This is a genomic window from Roseateles sp., assembly GCF_047654785.1.
In the GTDB taxonomy this organism is placed as follows: domain Bacteria; phylum Pseudomonadota; class Gammaproteobacteria; order Burkholderiales; family Burkholderiaceae_C; genus Pelomonas.
The window spans coordinates 1,476,721-1,497,169 of sequence record NZ_JASGKQ010000003.1; the positions used below are offsets into that span (position 1 = coordinate 1,476,721).

A 20,449-nucleotide genomic window follows, 5' to 3' on the forward strand; every position below is an offset into this window, starting at 1 on the left:
CGCAGTCATGTCATCTGCCCCCGAACGAACCCGACCCAGCGACGGCGAACGCCTGTCGCGCCAGCTCGCCGTGACCAGCGTGGCCGCGCTGATCGCGCTCTGCCTGGCCTGGGAGCTGTGGCTGGCGCCCACCGGCCGCGGCACGCTGGCGCTGAAGGCGCTGCCGCTGCTGGCCGCGCCCGTGGGCCTGTGGCGCTACCGCCTCTACACCTACCGCTGGGTGGCCTTGTTCATCTGGCTGTACGTGCTGGAGGGCCTGGTGCGCGGCACCAGCGAGGCCGGCCCGGGCCGGTGGCTGGCGCTGGGCGAGGTGGCGCTGGGCGTGCTGGCGTTCACGGCCTGCACCGCGCAGATCCGCCAGCGGCTGGCGGCGGCGAAGGCGGCCGCGGCGGCCCAGCCATGAACGGCCTGCTCGACGCGCTGCGGTCGCGGCTCGGCGAGGCCGGGCTGCTGGCCGGCGGCGACCTGTCGGCCTACGAGCGCGACTGGCGCCGGCGCTACGCCGGCCGCGCGCTGGCGGTGGCGCGGCCGGCGTCCACCGAAGAGGTGGCCGAGGTGCTGCGGCTCTGCCAGGCGCACCGGGTCGCCGTCGTGCCTCAGGGCGGCAACACCGGCCTGGTGGGCGGCTCGACACCGGACGACAGCGGCCGGCAGCTGGTGCTCAGCCTCGCGCGCATGAAGCGGGTGCGCTGCATCGACGTGGCCAACGCCAGCCTGACCGCCGAGGCCGGCTGCGTGCTGGCGGACGTGCAGGCCGCCGCGGCCGGCGCGGGCCTGCTGTTCCCGCTCAGCCTGGCCGCCGAGGGCTCGTGCACGCTGGGCGGCAACCTGGCGACCAATGCCGGCGGCACGCAGGTGCTGCGCTACGGCAATGCGCGCGAGCTGTGCCTGGGGCTGGAGGTGGTGACCGCGGCGGGCGAGGTCTGGCACGGCCTCTCCGGGCTGCGCAAGGACAACACCGGCTACGACCTGCGCGACCTGTTCATCGGCAGCGAGGGCACGCTGGGCGTCATCACCGCGGCGACGATGAAGCTCCACCCCCAGCCCTGGGAGCGACTGACGGCGCTGGCCGCCTGCAGCACACTGGACGATGCGGTGGCGTTGCTGGGCCGGGCGCGCGAGCGCGCGGGCGATGCGCTGACCGGCTTCGAGGTGATGAACCGCGCGTCGCTGGCGCTGCTGGCGCGCGAGCTGCCGCAGCTGCACCAGCCGCTGCCGGCCGCCGCGTGGACGGTGCTGCTGGAGCTGTCCGACGCCGAGAGCGCCGAACATGCGCGCGGCGTGTTCGAGGGGCTGCTGGAGGCGGCCTTCGAGCGCGGCATCGTGCAGGACGCCGCCGTCGCGCAGAACCTGCAGCAGGCCCGGGCCTTCTGGCACCTGCGCGAGTCCATCCCGCTGGCGCAGGCGCAGGCGGGGCTGAACATCAAGCACGACATCTCGCTGCCCGTCTCGGCCCTGCCCGGCTTCGTCGCCGAGATGGACGCGGCGCTGGCCGCCTGGCTGCCCGGCATCGAGGTCATCGACTTCGGCCACCTGGGCGACGGCAACCTGCACTACAACGTGCAGGCGCCGCCCGGCGTCGCGCCGGCCGCGTTCCTGGCCGCGCACGAGGCGGCGATCAACGAGAAGGTGTACGACGCCGTGTGCCGGCGCGGCGGCTCGATCTCGGCCGAGCACGGCATCGGCCGGCTCAAGCGCGAGGAGCTCGGCCGCCGCAAGGATCCAGTCGCGCTCGCGCTGATGCGGCGCATCAAACAGGCCCTGGATCCCCAGGGCCTGCTGAATCCGGGCCGGCTGCTGTGATCAGCCGGCGCGGGCCGGCACCGCCGCCCGCCCGCGGCGGGCCCAGCGCCAGGCGCCGCGCAGCAGCCGGAACACGAAGCGCAGCAGCGTCAGGAAGGCCAGCACCTCCAGGAAGCACAGCAGGCCCGCCGCGAAGGCGCCCCAGCGCGCGGCGCGGCGCTCGAACTTCTGGCCGAGGTGGTCGCGCATGATCTCGATGCTGTCGTAGAAGCTCGGCACCATCAGCAGCGTCAGGAAGGTGGACGTGATCGTGCCGCCGATGATGGCCACGGCCATCGGGCGGTAGAACTCGCCGCCCTCGCCGATGCCGATGGCCACCGGCAGCATGCCGGCGATCAGCGCGAAGGTGGTCATCAGGATGGGCCGGAAGCGCTGGCGGCCCGCGTGCATCAGCGCCTCCTCGCGCGGCACGCCCTTGGCCTCCTCCTGGCGCGCGGCGTCCAGCAGCAGGATGGCGTTCTTGGCCACCAGGCCGGCCAGCATGATGATGCCGATGAAGCTCATCAGGTTCAGCGTGCCCTTGGTCAGCAGCAGCGCGACGACCACGCCGATCAGCGACAGCGGCTGCGACAGCATGACGCCCAGCGGCGCGGTGAAGCTGTTGAACTGGATGACCAGGATCAGGTACATCAGGCCGATGCCGGATGCCAGCGCGATGCCCATGGCGCCGAACACCTCCTGCTGGTCCTTGGACGCGCCGGCCAGCTTGATGCCATAGCCCGGCGGGAAGGTCATGCCCTGGGCCAGCTTCAGCGCGTCGGCCGAGACCTCGCCCGACGAGCGGCCCTGCGCGTTGGCCGACACGGTGACGACGCGCTTGCCGTCCACGTGCTGGATGGTGGCCGGGCCCTTGCCGGTGGTGACGGTGGCGATCTGTTCCAGCGGCACCATGGTGCCGGTGCCGGACACGGCGATCGGCAGGCGCTCGATGTTGGTCGCGTCCACGCGGTCGGCGCGCTGCAGGCGCACGGACACGTCGCGGGTCTGGCCGGTCGGGTCCACCCAGTCGCCGACCTGGATGCCGGCGAACGCCACGCGCAGCGCGTTGGCGGCGTCGCCCACCGAGATGCCCATCGCGTTGGCCAGGCCCCGGTGCATCTCGATCTGCAGCTCGTCCTGCGTGTCCTGCTGCGACAGGCCCACGTCCACCGCGCCCGGCACCTTGCGCAGCCGCTCCATGAAGTCCTCGGTCATCGCCATCAGCTGGCGCGTGTCCGTGCCGTAGAAGCGGATCTGCACCGGCTTCTGCGCGCCGTTGTTCAGGTCGTCGAGCACGACGTACTCGGCGCCGGCCAGCACCTTCAGCCGCTCGCGCAGGTCCGCGCCGATCTGCTGGGCGCCGCGCGCCCGCTCGGTGCTCTTGCCGATGTCGATGTAGAGCTTGCCGCCGGTGGTCTGCACGAAGCTGTCGGTGGCCTTGGTCTCGGGCAGCTGCCGGGCGATGTCGGCCGCGGCGGCGAGCTTGCGGCGCGAGTACTCCAGGCTGGCGCTGGGCGGCGTGCGGATGTCGACCGCGATGGTGCCGAAGTCGGAGCTGGGCAGGAAGCTGCTGCCGCCCAGCGTCTGCTGCAGGCCGATGGCGGCCACGAAGCTGGCGAACGCGATGCCCGCCATCCAGCGCCGGTGGCGCAGCGCCCAGGCGATGACGCGGCCGTAGCGGTCGGCCTGGTGGTCGAACCAGACGTTGAAGCGTTGCAGCAGCTTGGACAGGCCGGTCTTGGGCGCCTCGTGGTGGCCCGGCGGGTCGCCCCAGAAGGCGGACAGCATCGGGTCCAGCGTGAACGACACCAGCAGGCTGACCAGCACCGAGGCCACGACCGTCAGCGCGAACGGCCGGAACCACTCGCCGGCCACGCCGGAGATGAAGGCCACCGGCACGAACACCGCGACGATGGAGAAGGTGGTCGCCGCGACGGCCAGGCCGATCTCGGCCGTGCCCTTGAAGGCCGCGGTGCGCCGGTCGGCGCCGCGCTCCATGTGGCGCACGATGTTCTCGCGCACGACGATGGCGTCGTCGATCAGCACGCCGATCGCCAGCGACAGCCCCAGCAGGCTCATGAAGTTCAGCGAGAAGCCGAACAGCCACACGGCGATGAAGGCGGCGATGACCGAGGTGGGCAGCGAGGTGGCCGTGATCAGCGTCGAGCGCCAGGAGTTCAGGAAGGCGTAGACCACGAAGATGGTCAGGCCGGCGCCGAACACCAGCGCGTGGATGACGTTGTTCAGGCTGTCCTGCGCGTCCTTGCCGCCGTCCTGCGTGATCTCGAGCTTGGCGCCGCCGGGCAGCGTCTTGTTGCTCTCCTCGACGATCTTGCGCACCTCCTTGGCCACCGAGACCGTCGAGGCCTCGCGGGAGCGCGTGATGGACAGGCCCACGTTGTTCTTGCCGTTGCGCACGGAGAGCGTGGTGCGCTCGGCGAAACCGTCCTCGATGGACGCGACCTGGCCCAGCCGCACCAGCTCGCTGCCGCTGCGCTTGACGACGATGCGGTCGAAGTCCGCCGGGGAGGCGATGCGGCCGATCAGGCGGATGCTCTGGTCCTCGTACTCGCCGCGCACCTTGCCGACCGGGGCCGACATGTTCTGGTTGCGCAGCGCGTTGACGACGTCGGTGACCGACACGTTGAACTCGCGCAGCTTCTGGCCCGACAGCAGCACCGACAGCTCGCGGTTCAGCGCGCCGTACACGTCCACCTTGCCGACGCCGGGGACGGCGCGGAACTTGTCGGCGAGCTGGTCCTCGGCGATGCGCGACAGCTCGGCGTGCGTCAGCGTCGGCGACTCCAGCGACACCTGCATGACCGGCTGCGCCGACGGGTCGACGCGCTGCAGGATGGGCTCGCGCATCTCCTGCGGCAGGTTGTAGCGCACCGACGCGATCGCGTTGCGCACGTCGTCGGCGGCCTCGATGAGGTTCTTCTTGAAGTCGAACTGCAGCACGAAGGTGGCCTGGCCCTCGCCCGCGGTGGAGCGCACCTCGGTGACGCCCGGCACGGCCAGCAGCGGCCGCTCGACGCGGTTGACGATCTCCCGCTCGCTGGTCTCGGGCGAGGCGCCCGGGTAGGGGATGCTGACGACGAGGATGGGGATGTCGACGTCGGGGTTCTGGTTGACCTTGAGCTTGGACAGCGCCAGCAACCCCAGCGCCATGATGCCGATGATGCAGACGATGGTGGCGATCGGCTTCTTGATGGCGAAATCGGAGATCAGCACCTCAGCCTCCCGTGCTGGCCGACGCGGCGGCAGGCGTGGCCGGCGCGCCGGCGGACTGCACCGGCGTGCCCTCGACCAGCGTGCGGCTGGGGTTGCGGATGACCACGTCGCCCACGGCCAGGCCGCTCTTCACGACGAACTCGCCGCTGCGCTGGTCGCGTTCGCCCAGCACGATGGGCTGGCGATGCAGCTTGCCGTCCTTGGCGATCCACGCGAACGTGCGGTCGCCGTCGCGCTGCATGTCGGCCTCGCCCAGCATCAGCGCGGCCACCGTCGTCGTGCGCACATGGCCCTCGCCGTACAGGCCGGCGACCGCGGCCTGCCGCGGGTCGACGAAGTCCACCAGCAGCGCGACCTGGCGCGTGACCGGGTCGGCCGCGACGTCGATGCGGCGGATGCGCCCCTCCACCTCGGGGTTGGCCGCGCCGTTGATGCGCAGGTCCACCGGCTGGCCGACCTTCAGCTCGGCGCGGCGGTCCGCGGAGACATAGCCCTCGAAACGCATGCTGCCCGGGTCGATGACCTTCAGCAGCGCCTTGCCGACCTGGGCCGTGTCGCCGGACGACACCTGGCGCTCGCTGACGACGCCGTCGAACGGCGCGCGCACTTCGGTGCGGCCGACCTGCTGGCGCGCGGCCACGAGGCGGGCATCGGCCGCGACACGCTCGCTCATCGCGGCGGTGCGGCGGTTCTGCGCGTCCTCCAGCGCCTGCAGGGAGACCATGCCCTGCGCCTGCAGCTGCTTCTGGCGCTGGAACTGGCGGTCGGCCTGCTCGAAGGCCTCGGCGGCGGCGCGGGCGGCTTCCTGCGCGGACACGAGGCTGTCGCGGATGGCGGTGGCGTCCAGGCGCACCAGCAGGTCGCCCCGGCGCACCGGCTCGCCGTTCTCCTTGAACACCTGCTGGACGATGGCCGAGACCTCGGCGCGCAGGTCGGCGCGGCGCTCCGGCTGCACGGCGCCGGTGATCAGCGGCCCGCTGCTGTGCGCGCTCTGGCCCATCACGAGCCGGTCCTCGACACGCAGCTGCAGCGCCGGCGGCGGCTTGGCCGCGCTGGCGTCGTCGCCGGGCTTCTTGCAGGCCGCGAGGGCCAGCAGCGCCGCGGCGGCGGCGAGCGTCAGCAGACCGCGCGCGGTCGCAGGCAACGGGGTGGGACGGTGGGTCATCCTGGATTCGTTCTTGGTTGTGGCCGGGGGAATTCGGGGAGCCGGTCGCGTCAGCGCCCGGCCGGGTACGCGGCCTCGTGGCCGCGCCTTCGCTGTCATGTCCGTGCACCACATGACACAGCGGCGGCAAGCATAACGACGCCACCCCGGCATGCCGGAAGTCGTGCGACGGACTGCAGTTGGCGCGGGTGAAGCGCGCGTTTGGCGCGACGGGCGCGCCGGCGGGGCGACGGAGCGCGGATTCGGCGGCCCGGGCGGGGGGCCTCAGCGGGGCGCCGGCACCCAGTCCAGCGGCCAGGCGCCCTGCCGCCAGCGCTGCAGCCAGAGCAGGCCGATCAGCGTCTTGGCGTCGGTCAGCTCGCCGCGCCACGCCAGTGCGTCGAGCTCGTCGGCGCTGTGCGTGACCAGTTCGAGGAACTCGCCCTCGTCCAGCCGCTGCGCGCCGCGCGAGAGGCCGCGCGCGAAGAAGATGTGGATGCCTTCGTCGGAGTAGGCGATGGCGTTGTGCAGCACGCCGGCGCAGGCCCATTCGGCGGCGCGGTAGCCCGTCTCCTCCAGCAGCTCGCGCTGGCCGCAGGCCAGCGGCGCCTCGCCGGCGTCGAGCTTGCCGGCCGGGAACTCCAGCATCACGCGCGCCATCGGGTGGCGGTACTGGCGCTCCATCAGCAGCCGGCCGTCGTCCAGCAGCGGCACGACCATCACGGCGCCGGGATGGCGGATGTACTCGCGGTGGGCGGTCTTGCCGTCCGGCAGCGCGACGCGGTCGCGGCGCACGTCCAGGAAATGGCCACGGTAGGCCTGCTGGCTGTCGAGCAGGCGCTCGACGAGGTGGGAATCGTCAGCCTCGGCCACGGCGCAGATACCTCCAGACGAAGCCCGGGAACCCCAGCGTGATGAAGAGACAGGCGGCCGCCGCGTAGAACTCCCAGCCCTGGGCATGGCGCTGGCCGATGCCGGCCTCCAGCAGCGAGCCGACCGCGAAGGTCAGCACCGCCATCAGCGCCAGCTCCAGCAGCCGCCACCCCGCCGCCTTGGGCGCGCGGCGCGGGCCGACGAACAGCAGGCGCTCATTCAGGTAAGGCAGGTTGGCCGCGACGACGGCGACGGCCAGGACCAGCCAGACGGCGGCGGACGGGTCCACGGGGCGGGCCTCAGGTGGTCAGCGCCTGGCGGATGGCGATCTTGCACAGCTCCAGCAGGCCGCCGGGCATCAGGCCCAGGACCAGCACGGCCGCGCCGTTCAGCGACATGACCAGCCGCACGTCGCCGGGGGCGGCGAGCGGCGCGGTGTCGGCCGGCGCGTCGAAGAACATGACCTTGACGACCCGCAGGTAGTAGAAGGCACCCACCAGCGACGCGACCACCGCGAACACCGCCAGGCCCAGGTAGAAGGGATGGCCGTTGACCACCAGCGCCTGCAGCACGGCCAGCTTGGCGTAGAAGCCCACCGTCGGCGGCACGCCGGCCAGCGAGAACATGAACAGAGTCATCACCAGCGCGAACCAGGGGCTGCGCTTGGCCAGGCCGGCCAGGTCCTTGATCTCCTCGGCCTCATGGCCCTGGCGCGACAGCAGGATGACCATGCCGAAGGTGCCCAGCGTCGTCAGCACGTAGGTGACGGCGTAGAACATCGCGGCGCTGTAGGCGTTGATGCCCCACTGGGCGCTGTCGTTGACGACGCCGGAGGCCATGCCCAGCAGCATGAAGCCCATGTTGGCGATCGTGGAGTAGGCCAGCATGCGCTTGAGGTTGGTCTGCGCGATGGCGGCCAGGTTGCCCACCAGCAGCGACACGACGGACAGCACGATCAGCATCTGCTGCCAGTCCACGGCCAGGCCGGCCATGCCTTCCACCAGCAGGCGCACGGTGATGGCGAAGGCGGCCAGCTTGGGCGCCGCGCCGATCAGCAGCGTGACGGCCGTGGGCGCGCCCTGGTAGACGTCGGGCACCCACATGTGGAAGGGCGCGGCGCCGAGCTTGAACGCGAGGCCGGCCACGACGAACACCACGCCGAAGACCAGCACGGACGCGTTGGGGATGCCCTTGGCGATGACGTCGAAAACATCGGGCAGCGCCAGCGAGCCGGTGGCACCGTACATCATCGACAGGCCGTACAGCAGGAAGCCGCTGGCCAGCGCGCCGAGCACGAAGTACTTCATCGCGGCTTCCGTCGCCACGGCATGGTCGCGGCGCAGCGCCACCAGCGCGTACAGCGACAGGCTCATCAGCTCCAGGCCGAGGTAGATGACCAGGAAGTTGTTGGCCGACAGCATCACGTTGATGCCCAGCAGCGCGAACAGGCTGAGGATGAAGAGTTCGCCCTTCAGCATCTCGCGCGACGCCGCGTAGGGGCGTGCATAGACCAGCGCGACCAGCGTGGCCAGGCTGGCGAAACCGGCCAGCAGGTGGCCCATGGGGTCGGCGACCACCATGCCCTGCATCGCGTAGTGGGTCAGCCCGGCGTCGAAGCGGCTGAAGTGGACGCCCGCGACGACCAGCAGCGTCAGCTGCGTCAGCCAGTAGGTCGGGCGGCGTTGCTCGTCGGTGACCCACAGGTCCGCGAGCGCGACCACGCAGCTCATCGCGAGCAGCAGGATTTCCGGGTAGACCGCGAGCCAGTTCATGTCGTTCATTGTTCTTGCCTCTGCTCGGAATCAGGCCGGGATCTTGCTGAGCGCCACGTGGCGGAGCAGCTCGGTGACCGAGTGGTGCATCACGTCGGTGAAGGGCTTGGGATACAGGCCCATGTACAGCGTGGCGACGGCCAGGATGGCGAGCATCACGAATTCGCGCGTGTTGATGTCGGTCAGCGCGCGCACGTCGTCGTTGGCGATGTCGCCGAAGTAGACGCGCTTGACCATCCACAGCGTGTAGGCGGCGCCGAAGATCAGCGCCGTGGCGGCCACGCCGCCCAGCCAGAAGTTGTGGTTGACGGTGCCGAGGATGACCATCCATTCGCCGACGAAGCCGGCCGTGGCCGGCAGGCCGCAGTTGGCCATGCCGAAGAACACGGCGAAGGCGGCGAACTTGGGCATGGTGTTGACCACGCCGCCATAGGACGCGATCTCGCGCGAGTGCACGCGGTCGTAGAGCACGCCGATGCACAGGAACATCGCGCCCGACACGAAGCCGTGGGCGATCATCTGCACCAGGCCGCCGGCCACGCCCAGCTCGTTGAAGATGAAGAAGCCCAGCGTGACGAAGCCCATGTGCGCGATGGACGAGTAGGCCACCAGCTTCTTCATGTCCTTCTGCACCAGCGCGACCAGGCCGATGTAGACGACGGCGATCAGCGACATCGTGATGATGAGCCAGGACCATTCGCGCGCGGCGTCCGGCGCGATCGGCAGCGAGAAGCGCAGGAAGCCGTAGCAGCCCAGCTTCAGCATGATGGCCGCCAGCACGACGGAGCCGCCGGTGGGCGCCTCGACGTGGGCGTCCGGCAGCCAGGTGTGCACCGGCCACATCGGCACCTTGACCGAGAACGCGGCCAGGAAGGCGAAGAACAGCCAGGTCTGCGCGGTGCCGGACAGCGGCAGCTCGTGCCAGGTCTGGATGTCGAAGCTGCCGCCGGGCACCTGCGAGTACAGGTAGAGCAGCGCCACCAGCATCAGCAGCGAGCCGGCCAGCGTGTACAGGAAGAACTTGAAGGCCGCGTAGACGCGGTTCGGGCCGCCCCAGACGCCGATGATGATGTACATCGGGATCAGCGTGGCCTCGAAGAACACGTAGAACAGCATGCCGTCCAGCGCGGCGAACACGCCGACCATCAGGCCCGACAGGATCAGGAACGCGCCCATGTACTGGTGCACGCGCTGCTCCACCACTTCCCAGGCGGCGATGACGACGATGACGGTGATGAAGGCCGTCAGCGGCACGAACCACATCGAGATGCCGTCCACGCCCAGGTGGTAGCGGATGTTGAACCGCTCGATCCAGGCATGGTTCTCGACGAACTGCATCGCCGCCGTGCCGGTGTCGAAGCCGGTGATCACCGGGATGGTGACGAGGAAGCTCGCCACCGCCGCCACCAGCGCCAGCCAGCGCACGGCATGGGCCTGTTCGTCACGCCCGACCGCCAGCAGCAGCGCGCCGCAGACGATGGGCAGGAAAATCGCAAGACTCAGCAACATTCTTGTTCTCCGCCTCGCGTTCAGCCGCCGATGAGGGACTTGAACTGGGGCTCGATATAGGGCCAGAGCTGCCAGGTCATCAGCCCCATGACGCCGAGGATCATGACCAGCGCGTACCAGTACAGGTGGCCGGTCTGGACGCGGCGCACCAGGCCGGCGATGCCGCCGACGGCGCGGGCCGAACCGTTGATGACGAGGCCGTCGATCAGCAGGCCGTCGCCGCCCTTCCACAGGCCCGTGCCCAGCGCCCGGGCGCCGCGGGCCAGGATGTTCTCGTTGATCCAGTCCATGAAGTACTTGTTCTCCATGACGACGATCAGCGGGCGCAGCACGCGGGCGAAGGTGGCCGGGATGGCGGGCGCGACCAGGTAGAACACATAGGCGGTGACCACGCCGGCCAGCGCGAGCCAGAACGGCAGCGTCTGCAGGCCGTGCAGCGCCATCGCGGCGGCGCCGTGGAAGTGGTGCGCCAGCTCGGCCATCGCCGGGTGGGCGGCGGTGTTGACGGTGATGGCGTCCTTCAGGAAGTCGCCGTACAGCATGGGCTGGATGGCCAGGAAGCCGATGACGACCGACGGGATGGCCAGCAGCACCAGCGGCACCCAGACGACGGCGGGCGACTCATGCGGCGTGTGCGCATGGCCGTCGCCGTGGTCGTCATGGTGGTCATGCTCGCCGGGGAAGGGTTTGTGGTGGAAGTGCTCCTTGCCGTGGAAGACCAGGAAGTACATCCGGAACGAGTAGAAGGCCGTCACGAACACGCCGGCGATGACGGCGAAATAGGCGAAGCCCGAAGCCGGCAGCTGGCTGGCATGCACGGCCTCGATGATCGAGTCCTTCGAGTAGAAGCCCGAGAACAGCGGCGTGCCGATCAGCGCCAGCGAGCCCAGCAGCGACGTGATCCAGGTGATGGGCATGTACTTGCGCAGGCCGCCCATGTTGCGGATGTCCTGGTCGTGGTGCATGCCGATGATGACGGAGCCCGCACCGAGGAACAGCAGCGCCTTGAAGAACGCGTGCGTCATCAGGTGGAACACGGCGACCGAGTAGGCCGAGGCGCCCAGCGCGACGGTCATGTAGCCCAGCTGGGACAGCGTGGAGTACGCGACGACGCGCTTGATGTCGTTCTGGATGATGCCCAGGAAGCCCATGAACAGCGCCGTGATCGAACCGATCACCATCACGAAGTTCAGCGCCGTGTCGGTCAGCTCGAACAGCGGCGAGAAGCGCGCCACCATGAAGATGCCGGCCGTCACCATGGTCGCCGCGTGGATCAGCGCCGAGATGGGCGTCGGGCCCTCCATGGAGTCCGGCAGCCAGACGTGCAGCGGGAACTGCGCCGACTTGCCCATCGCGCCGATGAACAGGCAGATGCAGGCGACGGTCAGCAGCATCCAGTCGGTGCCCGGGAAGACCATCTTGGACAGCAAATCCGCCTTGGCGAAGGTCTCGGTGTAGTTCAGCGAGCCGCCGAAGGCCACCAGCAGGCCGATGCCGAGGATGAAGCCGAAGTCGCCGACCCGGTTGACCAGGAAGGCCTTCATGTTGGCGAAGATGGCCGTCGGCTTCTTGTACCAGAAGCCGATCAGCAGGTAGGACACCAGGCCCACGGCCTCCCAGCCGAAGAACAGCTGCAGCATGTTGTTGCTCATGACCAGCATCAGCATGCTGAACGTGAACAGCGAGATATAGGAGAAGAAGCGCTGGTAGCCGTCGTCCTCCTCCATGTAGCCGATGGTGTAGATGTGGACCATCAGCGACACGAAGGTCACGACCACCATCATCATCGCGGTCAGGCCGTCGATCAGGAAGCCGACCTCCATCTTCAGCGGGCCGAGCACCATCCATTCGTAGACGGTCTCGTTGAAGCGCGCGCCGTCGACGGCGACGCTGTAGAGCGTCTGCGCCGACAGGATGAAGGCGACCAGCACGCCGAGGATGGTGACGACGTGCGCGCCGCGGCGGCCCACCGCCTTGCCGAAGAAGCCGGCGACGACCGCGCCCACCAGCGGCGCCAGCGGCACCGCCAGCAGGGTGTTTAGGGAGAGTTGTGCAGACATCTGGTGCTTATCCCTTCAGCGCGTCGAGCTCTTCGACGTTGATGCTGGCGCGGTTGCGGAACAGCACGACCAGGATGGCCAGGCCGATGGCCGACTCGGCCGCCGCGACGGTCAGGATGAAGAACACGAAGACCTGGCCCGCCATGTCGCCCAGGTAGTGCGAGAAAGCGACGAAGTTCATGTTGACCGCCAGCAGCATCAGCTCGATGGCCATCAACAGCACGATCAGGTTCTTGCGGTTCAGGAAGATGCCGATCACCGACAGCGCGAACAGCATCGCGCCCAGCGTCAGGAAATGTCCCAGGGTCAATCCAGCGGCGCCGGTCATGCCTGGCCTCCTTCGGTGGGTGCGGCCGCCGGCGCTGCGGCAGCAGCGGCCGGTGCGGCGACGGTCGGCGCCATCTTGACGATGCGCAGCCGGTCGGCCTTGGTGACCTTGACCTGCTCGGACGGGTCCATCGCGCGCGAATCCTTGCGGCGGCGCAGCGTCAGCGCGATGGCGGCGACGATGGCGACCAGCAGCAGCACGGCGGCGATCTGCAGCGGGTAGAGGTAGTTCGTGTAGATCTCGATGCCCAGCAGCTTGGTGTTGCCGAGCTGGAGCTGCTCGGGCGTCGCGGCCGGCGCCTCGGCGAGCTGGAAGCCGCCCATCAGCACGATGCCCATCTCGAACGCGATCAGCGCGCCGACGATGGCCGCCAGCGGCAGGTGCTTCCAGAAGCCCTCGCGCAGGCTGTCCGAGTTCAGGTCCAGCATCATGACGACGAACAGGAACAGCACCATGACGGCGCCGATGTAGACCAGCACCAGCGCGATCGCGAGGAACTCGGCCTTCAGCAGCATCCAGATGCACGATGCGGTGAAGAACGACAGGATCAGGAACAGCGCCGCGTGCACGGTGCTGCGCGCCGTGATGACGCGGAACGAACTCACCAGCAGGATGCCGGAGAAGACGTAGAAGAGGATGGTCGTGATGTCCATACGTATCCAGGCCAGCTGCGCCGGACCGCTGCGGCCGCGAGGCCGGCCAGCGGTCAGCGGTACTTGGCGTCCGCCTCCTTTTGCGCCGCGATCTGCGGCTCGTACTTGTCGCCGACGGCCAGCAGCATGTCCTTGGTGAAGTACAGGTCGCCGCGCTTCTCGCCGTGGTACTCGAAGATGTTGGTCTCGACGATCGAGTCCACCGGGCAGCTTTCCTCGCAGAAGCCGCAGAAGATGCACTTGGTCAGGTCGATGTCGTAGCGCGTCGTGCGGCGGCTGCCGTCGGCGCGCACGTCGCTCTCGATGGTGATGGCCATCGCCGGGCAGACGGCCTCGCAGAGCTTGCAGGCGATGCAGCGCTCCTCGCCGTTCTCGTAGCGGCGCAGCGCATGCAGGCCGCGGAAGCGCGGCGACAGCGGCGTCTTCTCCTCGGGGAACTGCACCGTGATGTTGCGCGACAGGAAGTGCCGGCCGGTCAGCTTCATCCCCTTGAGCAGTTCCCAGAGGAAGAAGGTCTTCGCGAAATTCGTGATGGTGGTCATGGTCGCCGCCTCACTTCCAGATGTTGAACGGGGTCTGCATCCAGGCACCGACAACGACCAGCCAGATCAGCGTGATGGGAATGAAGATCTTCCAGCCCAGACGCATGATCTGGTCGTAGCGGAAGCGCGGGAACGTGGCGCGCACCCACAGGAACATGGTGACGACGACGAAGGTCTTGCCGAACAGCCAGGCCCAGTTCCAGAACGCCATCGTGTGCTGGATGAAGGCCGGCGTCTCCAGGCCGAACAGGCTCCAGGAGATCGGCGCGCTCCAGCCGCCCAGGAACATGACGACGGCCAGCGCCGACACCAGGATCATGTTGGCGTACTCGGCCAGGAAGAACATCGCGAACGACATGCCCGAGTACTCGATCATGTGGCCGGCGACGATTTCCGATTCGCCCTCCACCACGTCGAACGGATGGCGGTTGGTTTCGGCCAGGCCCGAGATGAAGTAGACGATGAAGATCGGGAACAGCGGCAGCCAGTTCCAGGACAGGAAGTTCAGGCCCATGTCCGCGAACAGGCCCTTCTCCTGCACCTGCACGACGGCGGTCATGTTCAGGCTGCCGGTCACCATCAGCACGACGACCAGCGCGAAGCCCATCGCGATCTCGTAGGACACCATCTGCGCCGACGCGCGCAGCGCGCCGAGGAAGGCGTACTTCGAGTTGGACGCCCAGCCCGCGATGATGACGCCGTAGACCTCCAGCGACGTGATCGCCATCAGGAACAGCAGGCCGGCGTTGACGTTGGCGACCGCCGCGTCCGGGCCGAAGGGCACGACGGCCCAGGCGGCCAGCGCCGGCATGATGGTCATGATCGGGCCGAGGAAGAACAGGCCCTTGTTCGCGGCGGTCGGCTTGATGATCTCCTTGAAGATCAGCTTGACCGCGTCGGCGATCGGCGTCAGCAGGCCATAAGGGCCGACGCGGTTCGGGCCGGGGCGGATCTGCGACCAGCCGATGGCCTTGCGCTCCCACAGCGTCAGGTAGGCGACGAAGATCATCAGCGGCGCGACGACCGCGATGATCTTCAGCAGGCTCCAGACCACGGGCCACGCGGCGCCCAGCAGCGAGGCGCCATTCTGGTAGAGGGTGTCGATCATGGGTTCAGGCTCCCTCAGACCTTGCTGACGCTCAGCGTGCCGAAGGCGGCACCCAGCGCGGCGGTTTGTGCGAGGCCGGCCGGCACGCGGACGACGCCTTCCGGCAGGCCGGCTTCGAGGCGGGCCGGCAGTTGCGCAGCGCCGCCATCCTGCAAGATGCGGACGAAATCGCCGTCCTGCAGCGCCAGTTGCTGCCACAGGCCGGCGGGCAGACCGGCCGTGGCGGCTTCGCGGCCGTCGGCCGTCAGCTGCAGCGACGTGGCATTGCGCACCAGCGCATCGCTCGCGTAGATGGGCAGGTTGCCGAAGCGTTCGACGCCCTCCCCGCGCGCGGCCAGCTGCGGCACGGCGGCCGTCGCGTTGTTCAGCCGGCCGGCGATGTCGCCGCCCAGCGCCTGTTCGCGCACCTGCTCGGAGCTGTCCTGGTTGAAGCCCGGCAGGCCCAGCAGGTTGCCCAGCACGCGCAGCACCTTCCAGCCCGGGCGCGTCTCGGCCAGCGGCTTGACGACGCCGACGAAGCTCTGCAGGCGGCCCTCGGCGTTGACGAAGGAGCCCGAGGTCTCGGTGAACGGCGCGATGGGCAGCAGCACGTCGGCGTATTCGATGCCGCTCTTGAACGGGCTCAGCACGACGACCATCTCGGCCGCGTCCAGCGCGCGGGCGGCGGCCCCGGCGTTGGCGGAGTCCAGCACCGGATCGGTGTTCAGCAGCAGCGCGGCCTTCAGCGCGGTGCCGGCCAGCATCTGGCCGGCGTCCAGGCCGCCGGCCTGCGGCTGCGCCTTCACCAGCTGGGCGCCGACGGTGTTGGCGGCTTCGGTCAGGTAGCCGACGCTGGCGCCGGTCTGCTGCGCGATCCACTGCGCGAGCGCCAGCAGGCTGGCGGCTTGCGGGTGTTCGGCGGCGGCGTTGCCGAGCAGCAGGGCCTTGGCCTTGCCGGACAGCAGGCCGGCGGCGATGGCCCGGGCCTCGTCGGTCGCCGTGCCCGCCAGCGGCGCGCCCTCGCCCACCGCGGCGGCCACGTCGGCCAGCACCTGCACCCAGCCCGAAGGCGCGACCGAGGCCGACGCGGCCAGCGGCATCAGCCAGTCGTCGTTGCCGATGCCGATGCGGCTGACGGCGGCGCCGCGGCGCGCGGCCTGGCGCAGCCGGGCGGCGAACAGCGGGTGGTCCTTGCGCAGGTTGGCGCCGATGACCAGCGCGCGGTCCAGTTCGGACAGGCTGGCGATGCTGGTGCCCAGCCAGCGGGCGTGGCCGGCCGGCGCGGCATTGCCGAAGTCGCTGTGGCGCAGGCGGTGGTCGATGTTGTCGCTGCCCAGGCCGCGGACGATCTCGCCGAGCAGGTGCAGTTCCTCCACCGTGCTGTGGGCCGAGCCCAGCGCGCCGATGGCGGCCGCGCCATGCTCGGCCTTGATGGACTTCAAACCGTTGGCGACGTATTCCAGCGCGGTGGTCCAGTCGACCTGCTTCCAGGCGCCGCCCTGCTTGATCATCGGCGCGGTCAGCCGGGCGTCGCTGTTCAGCGCCTCGTAGCTGAAGCGGTCGCGGTCGGCGATCCAGCATTCGTTGACCGCTTCATTTTCCAGCGGCACGACGCGCATCACCTGGTGGTTCTTGACCTGCACGACCAGGTTGGCGCCGGTCGAGTCGTGCGGGCTGATGCTCTTGCGGCGCGACAGCTCCCAGGTGCGGGCGCTGTAGCGGAAGGGCTTGCTCGTCAGCGCGCCGACCGGGCAGATGTCGATCATGTTGCCGGACAGCTCGGAGTCCACCGTGCGGCCGACGAAGGTCTGGATCTCGCTGTGCTCGCCGCGGTGGGCCATGCCCAGCTCCATGACGCCGGCGATCTCCTGGCCGAAGCGCACGCAGCGGGTGCAGTGGATGCAGCGGCTCATCTCCTCCATCGAGATCAGCGGGCCCACGTTCTTGTGGAAGACGACGCGCTTTTCTTCGACGTAGCGGCTCTTGCCGGTGCCGTAACCCACGGCCAGGTCCTGCAACTGGCATTCGCCGCCCTGGTCGCAGATCGGGCAATCCAGCGGGTGGTTGATCAGCAGGAATTCCATGACGCCCTGCTGCGCCTTGACCGCCTTGTCGCTCTTGGTGCGGACGATCATGCCCTGCGTCACCGGCGTCGCGCAGGCGGGCATGGGCTTGGGCGCCTTCTCCACGTCCACCAGGCACATGCGGCAGTTGGCCGCGATGGACAGCTTCTTGTGGTAGCAGAAGTGCGGGATGTAGGTGCCGGCCTTCTCGGCGGCATGCATGACCATGCTGCCTTCCTGCACCGAGACCTTCTGACCGTCGAGTTCGATTTCAACCATGATGGTGTTTCCCTTGGACAGCTCAGGTCGGAGCCACCAGGGGCTTCTTGTGTTCAATCAGGTGCACGAACTCGTGCTTGAAGTGCTTGATCATGGCGCGCACCGGCATGGCCGCCGCGTCGCCCAGCGCGCAGATCGTGCGGCCCTGGATGTTGTCGGCCACCGAGTTCAGCAGGTCGAGGTCCTCGGGCCGGCCCTCGCCGCGGTAGATGCGCTCCAGCACGCGGTGCATCCAGCCCGTGCCCTCGCGGCAGGGCGTGCACTGGCCGCAGGACTCGTGGGCGTAGAAATAGGACAGGCGCAGCAGGCTCTGCACCATGCAGCGCGAGTCGTCGATGACGATGACGGCGCCCGAGCCCAGCATGGAGCCGGCCTTGGCGATGGCGTCATAGTCCATCGTGCACTGCATCATCACCTCGGCCGGCAGCACCGGCGCGGACGAACCGCCCGGGATCACGGCCTTGAGCTTGCGGCCCTTGCGCACGCCGCCGGCGAGTTCCAGCAGCGTCGAGAACGGCGTGCCCAGCGGGATCTCGAAGTTGCCGGGCTTCTCGACGTCGCCCGACACCGAGAACAGCTTGGTGCCGCCGTTGTTGGGCTTGCCGATCTCCAGGTAGGCCTGGCCGCCGTTGCGGATGATCCAGGGCACGGCCGCGAAGGTCTCGGTGTTGTTGATCGTCGTCGGCTTGCCGTACAGGCCGAAGCTGGCCGGGAACGGCGGCTTGAAGCGCGGCTGGCCCTTCTTGCCTTCGAGCGATTCCAGCAGCGCCGTTTCCTCGCCGCAGATGTAGGCGCCGAAGCCGTGATGGGCGTGGAGCTGGAAGCTGTAGTCCGAGCCCATGATGCGGTCGCCGAGGTAGCCGGCCGCCCTCGCCTCTTCCAGCGCGGCCTCGAAGCGTTCGTAGACCTCGAAGATCTCGCCGTGGATGTAGTTGTAGCCGACCGTGATGCCCATCGCGTAGGCGGCGATCGCCATGCCCTCGATGACCTGGTGCGGGTTGTGCATCAGGATCTCGCGGTCCTTGCAGGTGCCGGGCTCGCCCTCGTCGGAGTTGCAGACCAGGTACTTCTGGCCCGGGAACTGGCGCGGCATGAAGCTCCACTTCAGGCCGGTCGGGAAGCCGGCGCCGCCGCGGCCGCGCAGCGACGAGGTCTTGACCTCGGCGATGACCTGGTCGGGCGTCAGCCCGTCGCCGCCGTCCTTGCCGAGGATCTTGCGCAGCGCCGCGTAGCCGCCACGGGCCTCGTAGTCCTTGAGGGACCAGTTCTTGCCGTTCAGGTCCGCATAGATCTGCGGGCTGATGTGGCGGCCGTGGAAGCAGGTCTCGGCGCCGGTGCTTTGGAATTTGGAGAGGTCCAGCATCGTCGTCCTCAGTCCTTGCCAGCTTCGGCGCGCAGCACGTCGACGAGTTCGTCGAGGCGCTCGGTCGTCATGAAGCTGCACATCTGGCGGTCGTTGACCAGCATCACCGGCGAGTCGGCGCAGGCACCCAGGCACTCGCTCTTCTGCACGGTGAACAGGCCGTCCGCCGTCGTGCCGCCCTGCTCGATGCCGAGCTTGTGGCACAGGTGGTCCAGCGCCTTCTGGCCGTCGCGCAGCTGGCAGGGCAGGTTCGCGCAGACGTTCAGCTTGAACTTGCCCACCGGGCGCTGGTTGTACATGTTGTAGAAGGTCGTCACCTCGTAGACCGCGATGGGCGGCATGCCGAGGTGGGCGGCGATGGCGTCTTCCGCCGCGCGCGACACATAGCCTTCCTCCTGCTGCACGATGGCCAGGCAGGCCATGACGGCGGACTGGCGCAGCTCGAAGGGGTACTTGGCGACCTCGCGGTCGAAGCGCGCCCGGGTGGCGTCGGAGAGTTGGTAGCTCATCGGTCGATCTCGCCGAAAACAATGTCCATCGTGCCGATGATGGCCACGGCGTCCGCGATCATGTGGCCCTTGCCCATCTCGTCCAGGGCCGCGAGGTGGGAGAAGCCCGGCGCGCGGATCTTGAGTCGGTAGGGCTTGTTGGCTCCGTCGCTGACGAGGTAGATGCCGAACTCGCCCTTGGGGTGCTCGACGGCCGCATAGGCCTCGCCCTCGGGCACGTGGAAGCCTTCGGTGAAGAGCTTGAAGTGGTGGATCAGCTCTTCCATGCTGGACTTCATGTCCACGCGGGCCGGCGGCGCCACCTTGTGGTTGTCGGTGATGACCGGGCCGGGGTTGGCGCGCAGCCAGGCGACGCACTGCTGGATGATGCGGTTGGACTGGCGCATCTCCTCGACGCGCACGACATAGCGGTCATAGGTGTCGCCGTTGGTCCCGACCGGGATGTCGAAGTCCAGCCGGTCGTAGACGTCGTAGGGGCGCTTCTTGCGCAGGTCCCAGGCGATGCCGGAGCCGCGCAGCATGGGCCCGGTGAAACCGAGGTTGAGCGCGCGCTCGGGCGACACGACGCCGATGCCGACGGTGCGCTGCTTCCAGATGCGGTTGTCGGTCAGCAGCGTCTCGTAGTCGTCGACGTTCTTCGGGAAGCGGCGGCAGAAGTCCTCGATGAAGTCCAGCAGCGAGCCCTGGCGGTTCTCGTTGAGGCGGTCGATGGCCTTCTGGTTCTTGATCTTGCTGACCTGGTACTGCGGCATGGCGTCCGGCAGGTCGCGGTAGACGCCGCCCGGGCGGAAGTAGGCCGCGTGCATGCGCGCCCCCGACACCGCCTCGTACATGTCGAACAGGTCCTCGCGCTCGCGGAAGCAGTAGATGAGCATGTTCATCGCACCGCAGTCCAGGCCGTGCGCGCCCAGCCACATCAGGTGGTTCAGCAGCCGCGTGATCTCGGCGAACATCACGCGGATGTACTGCGCGCGCAGGGGCACTTCGAGGCCCAGCATCTTCTCGATGGCCAGGCAGTAGGCCTGCTCGTTGGCCATCATCGACACGTAGTCGAGGCGGTCCATGTACGGCAGCGACTGGATGAAGGTCTTCTGCTCGGCCAGCTTCTCGGTCGCGCGATGCAGCAGGCCGATGTGCGGGTCGGCGCGCTGGATGACTTCGCCGTCCAGTTCCAGCACCAGGCGCAGCACGCCGTGGGCGGCCGGGTGCTGGGGGCCGAAGTTGAGGGTGTAGTTCTTGATCTCGGCCATG

17 protein-coding genes are annotated in these 20,449 nt (G+C 68.9%); 2 read left to right on the plus strand and 15 right to left on the minus strand.

The genetic code is table 11. The features are described 5' to 3' along the window. Positions 1-7 precede the first annotated feature (7 nt). Complete coding sequence (locus QM788_RS15735) at positions 8-403, plus strand: DUF2069 domain-containing protein (RefSeq protein ID WP_415662404.1); 396 nt, start codon at positions 8-10, stop codon at positions 401-403. Continuing rightward, on the plus strand, positions 400-1,803 hold the full coding sequence (locus tag QM788_RS15740) for an FAD-binding oxidoreductase (RefSeq protein ID WP_415662405.1): 1,404 nt from the start codon (positions 400-402) through the stop codon (positions 1,801-1,803). The genes QM788_RS15735 and QM788_RS15740 overlap by 4 nt, the downstream gene beginning before the upstream one ends. Here QM788_RS15740 and QM788_RS15745 read toward each other — a convergent pair whose 3' ends face one another. From QM788_RS15745 to QM788_RS15815, 15 genes are all read right to left on the minus strand, one after another. Next, on the minus strand, positions 1,804-5,016 hold the full coding sequence (locus QM788_RS15745) for an efflux RND transporter permease subunit (protein ID WP_415662406.1): 3,213 nt from the start codon (positions 5,014-5,016) through the stop codon (positions 1,804-1,806). A 1-nt stretch (position 5,017) separates the two neighbouring features. Then, on the minus strand, positions 5,018-6,160 hold the full coding sequence (locus QM788_RS15750) for an efflux RND transporter periplasmic adaptor subunit (RefSeq protein WP_415662407.1): 1,143 nt from the start codon (positions 6,158-6,160) through the stop codon (positions 5,018-5,020). 285 nt (positions 6,161-6,445) lie between these two features. Beyond that, positions 6,446-7,033 (minus strand): NUDIX domain-containing protein, encoded by a 588-nt coding sequence (locus QM788_RS15755; RefSeq protein ID WP_415662408.1) that lies wholly within the window; start codon positions 7,031-7,033, stop codon positions 6,446-6,448. Then, positions 7,020-7,322: a DUF2818 family protein gene (locus QM788_RS15760; protein WP_415662409.1), complete on the minus strand. Its 303-nt coding sequence runs from the start codon at positions 7,320-7,322 to the stop codon at positions 7,020-7,022. Before QM788_RS15760 ends, QM788_RS15755 begins: the two co-directional genes overlap by 14 nt. A 10-nt stretch (positions 7,323-7,332) precedes the next feature. Further along, positions 7,333-8,814, minus strand: a complete 1,482-nt coding sequence (gene nuoN / locus QM788_RS15765; RefSeq protein ID WP_415662410.1) for an NADH-quinone oxidoreductase subunit NuoN — start codon at positions 8,812-8,814, stop codon at positions 7,333-7,335. A 21-nt stretch (positions 8,815-8,835) separates the two neighbouring features. Beyond that, complete coding sequence (locus tag QM788_RS15770; RefSeq protein ID WP_415662411.1) at positions 8,836-10,314, minus strand: NADH-quinone oxidoreductase subunit M; 1,479 nt, start codon at positions 10,312-10,314, stop codon at positions 8,836-8,838. 20 nt (positions 10,315-10,334) lie between these two features. Beyond that, positions 10,335-12,374: an NADH-quinone oxidoreductase subunit L gene (gene nuoL, locus QM788_RS15775; protein ID WP_415662412.1), complete on the minus strand. Its 2,040-nt coding sequence runs from the start codon at positions 12,372-12,374 to the stop codon at positions 10,335-10,337. Between the two features lie 7 nt (positions 12,375-12,381). Beyond that, positions 12,382-12,702, minus strand: coding sequence for an NADH-quinone oxidoreductase subunit NuoK (gene nuoK / locus QM788_RS15780; RefSeq protein ID WP_415662413.1), 321 nt, complete (start codon positions 12,700-12,702; stop codon positions 12,382-12,384). Beyond that, positions 12,699-13,355, minus strand: coding sequence for an NADH-quinone oxidoreductase subunit J (locus QM788_RS15785; protein WP_415662414.1), 657 nt, complete (start codon positions 13,353-13,355; stop codon positions 12,699-12,701). Before QM788_RS15785 ends, nuoK begins: the two co-directional genes overlap by 4 nt. Positions 13,356-13,408: 53 nt before the next feature. Further along, on the minus strand, positions 13,409-13,897 hold the full coding sequence (nuoI, locus tag QM788_RS15790; protein ID WP_415662415.1) for an NADH-quinone oxidoreductase subunit NuoI: 489 nt from the start codon (positions 13,895-13,897) through the stop codon (positions 13,409-13,411). A gap of 10 nt (positions 13,898-13,907) precedes the next feature. Then, the gene (gene nuoH / locus QM788_RS15795; RefSeq protein WP_415662416.1) at positions 13,908-15,005 is read right to left on the minus strand and encodes an NADH-quinone oxidoreductase subunit NuoH; all 1,098 of its coding nucleotides are present in this window, start codon (positions 15,003-15,005) and stop codon (positions 13,908-13,910) included. A 14-nt stretch (positions 15,006-15,019) separates the two neighbouring features. Next, complete coding sequence (nuoG, locus tag QM788_RS15800) at positions 15,020-17,326, minus strand: NADH-quinone oxidoreductase subunit NuoG (protein ID WP_415662417.1); 2,307 nt, start codon at positions 17,324-17,326, stop codon at positions 15,020-15,022. Positions 17,327-17,348: 22 nt separating this feature from the next. Then, positions 17,349-18,689: an NADH-quinone oxidoreductase subunit NuoF gene (gene nuoF, locus QM788_RS15805; protein ID WP_415662418.1), complete on the minus strand. Its 1,341-nt coding sequence runs from the start codon at positions 18,687-18,689 to the stop codon at positions 17,349-17,351. An 8-nt stretch (positions 18,690-18,697) separates the two neighbouring features. Continuing rightward, positions 18,698-19,198 (minus strand): NADH-quinone oxidoreductase subunit NuoE, encoded by a 501-nt coding sequence (gene nuoE / locus QM788_RS15810; protein WP_415662419.1) that lies wholly within the window; start codon positions 19,196-19,198, stop codon positions 18,698-18,700. Then, positions 19,195-20,448, minus strand: a complete 1,254-nt coding sequence (locus QM788_RS15815) for an NADH-quinone oxidoreductase subunit D (RefSeq protein WP_415662420.1) — start codon at positions 20,446-20,448, stop codon at positions 19,195-19,197. Before QM788_RS15815 ends, nuoE begins: the two co-directional genes overlap by 4 nt. Position 20,449 lies beyond the last annotated feature (1 nt).

Excerpts from the sequence above, each read along its gene's own strand:
- QM788_RS15735 (WP_415662404.1), top strand. The coding sequence starts at position 8 with ATGTCATCTGCCCCCGAACGAACCCGACCCAGCGACGGCGAACGCCTG.
- QM788_RS15740 (WP_415662405.1), top strand. The coding sequence starts at position 400 with ATGAACGGCCTGCTCGACGCGCTGCGGTCGCGGCTCGGCGAGGCCGGG.
- nuoN (WP_415662410.1), bottom strand. The coding sequence starts at position 8,814 with ATGAACGACATGAACTGGCTCGCGGTCTACCCGGAAATCCTGCTGCTC.
- QM788_RS15770 (WP_415662411.1), bottom strand. The coding sequence starts at position 10,314 with ATGTTGCTGAGTCTTGCGATTTTCCTGCCCATCGTCTGCGGCGCGCTG.
- nuoL (WP_415662412.1), bottom strand. The coding sequence starts at position 12,374 with ATGTCTGCACAACTCTCCCTAAACACCCTGCTGGCGGTGCCGCTGGCG.
- nuoK (WP_415662413.1), bottom strand. The coding sequence starts at position 12,702 with ATGACCGGCGCCGCTGGATTGACCCTGGGACATTTCCTGACGCTGGGC.
- QM788_RS15785 (WP_415662414.1), bottom strand. The coding sequence starts at position 13,355 with ATGGACATCACGACCATCCTCTTCTACGTCTTCTCCGGCATCCTGCTG.
- nuoI (WP_415662415.1), bottom strand. The coding sequence starts at position 13,897 with ATGACCACCATCACGAATTTCGCGAAGACCTTCTTCCTCTGGGAACTG.
- nuoH (WP_415662416.1), bottom strand. The coding sequence starts at position 15,005 with ATGATCGACACCCTCTACCAGAATGGCGCCTCGCTGCTGGGCGCCGCG.
- nuoG (WP_415662417.1), bottom strand. The coding sequence starts at position 17,326 with ATGGTTGAAATCGAACTCGACGGTCAGAAGGTCTCGGTGCAGGAAGGC.
- nuoF (WP_415662418.1), bottom strand. The coding sequence starts at position 18,689 with ATGCTGGACCTCTCCAAATTCCAAAGCACCGGCGCCGAGACCTGCTTC.
- nuoE (WP_415662419.1), bottom strand. The coding sequence starts at position 19,198 with ATGAGCTACCAACTCTCCGACGCCACCCGGGCGCGCTTCGACCGCGAG.
- QM788_RS15815 (WP_415662420.1), bottom strand. The coding sequence starts at position 20,448 with ATGGCCGAGATCAAGAACTACACCCTCAACTTCGGCCCCCAGCACCCG.